Below are 1,492 nucleotides of genomic sequence, written 5' to 3' on the forward strand. Positions count from 1 at the left end.
GCTTCGCGGGCTCGTCGGACACCGTGAACGTTTCGGTCAACGCGGCCGATACGACGACCACGGTGACGGTGGCTCCGGATCCGTCGGTCTGCGGTCAGTCGGTGACGGTGTGCGCGACGGTGACGACGGACGCTCCGGGTTCGGGTGTTCCGACGGGCACGGTGACGTTCACCGGACCTGGCGGGCTCAACCAGACGGTGGTACTGGACGCCAACGGCAAGGCCTGCCTGACCACCACGGTTCTGGCCTCCGGTACGGTCAGCGCGCAGTACAACGGTGCGGCCTGCTTCGAGGTGTCCTCGGACACGGTTGGCGTGACCGTGAACCCGGCCGATACGACGACCACGGTGACGGTGGCTCCGGATCCGTCGGTCTGCGGTGAGCTGGTGACGGTGTGTGCGACGGTGGCCGTGAACCCGCCGGGTTCGGGTGTTCCGACGGGCACGGTGACGTTCACCGGTCCGGGTGGGCTGAACCAGACGGTGGTACTGGACCCCAACGGCAAGGCCTGCCTGACCACCACAGTTCTGGCCACCGGCACCGTGACGGCGACCTACAACGGCGCGGCCTGCTTCAACGCCTCCACCGGCACGAGCGGCGTCACGGTCGGCGAGGCGTCCACCACGACAACGGTCACCGTCACTCCGAACCCGTCGGTCTGCGGTCAACTGGTGACGGTGTGCGCGACGGTGACCACGAACGCGCCAGGTTCGGGCACACCCACGGGGACGGTGACATTCACCGGTGGCGGCGGCCTGAACGTCACGGTGGTACTGGACGTCACCGGCAAGGCGTGCCTGGCCACCACGACAGCGGCCGGCGGCATGCTCACCGCGACGTACAACGGTGAGGGCCCCTGCTTCGCCTCCTCCACCGGCACTGCGACCCTGGTGGTCAACCCGGCCGACACGACGACCACCGTGACCGCCACTCCGGATCCGTCGGCGTGCGGCCAGTCGGTGACGGTCTGCGCGACGGTGACGACGAACCCGCCGGGTTCGGGTGTTCCGACGGGCACGGTGACGTTCACCGGTCCGGGCGGGCTGAATCAGACGGTGCCGCTCGACGGCACCGGCAAGGCGTGCGTGGCCACCACCTCGCTGGCCTCCGGGACGGTGACCGCGAGGTACAACGGCGCCGGTTGCTTCGCGGCGTCGACCGGCACCAGGACCGTCACGGTCAACACGGCAGCCACGACCACCACCGTGACCGCCACCCCGAACCCGTCCGTGTGCGGCCAGTCCGTCACGCTCTGCGCGACGGTGGCCGTGAACCCGCCGGGTTCAGGTGTCCCGACGGGCACGGTGACGTTCACCGGTCCCGGCGGCCTCAACCAGACGGTGCCGCTCGACGCCACCGGCAAGGCGTGTGCGACCAGCACGGCCTCGGTCTCGGGCACGGTGACCGCGACGTACAACGGCGCCGGTTGCTTCGCGGCGTCGACCGGCACCAGGACCGTCACGGTCAATCCGGTCACCACGACGACCACCGT

Annotated in this window: 1 protein-coding gene; it reads left to right on the top strand. The window is 70.0% G+C overall.

What is annotated here, in order from left to right; translation table 11 throughout:
• The coding region (locus ABZT12_RS39315; RefSeq protein WP_356394674.1) for an Ig-like domain repeat protein at window positions 1-1,492 on the top strand (1,492 nt) is incomplete at both ends.

This window comes from Streptomyces sp. NPDC005423 (assembly GCF_040606415.1).
In the GTDB taxonomy this organism is placed as follows: domain Bacteria; phylum Actinomycetota; class Actinomycetes; order Streptomycetales; family Streptomycetaceae; genus Streptomyces.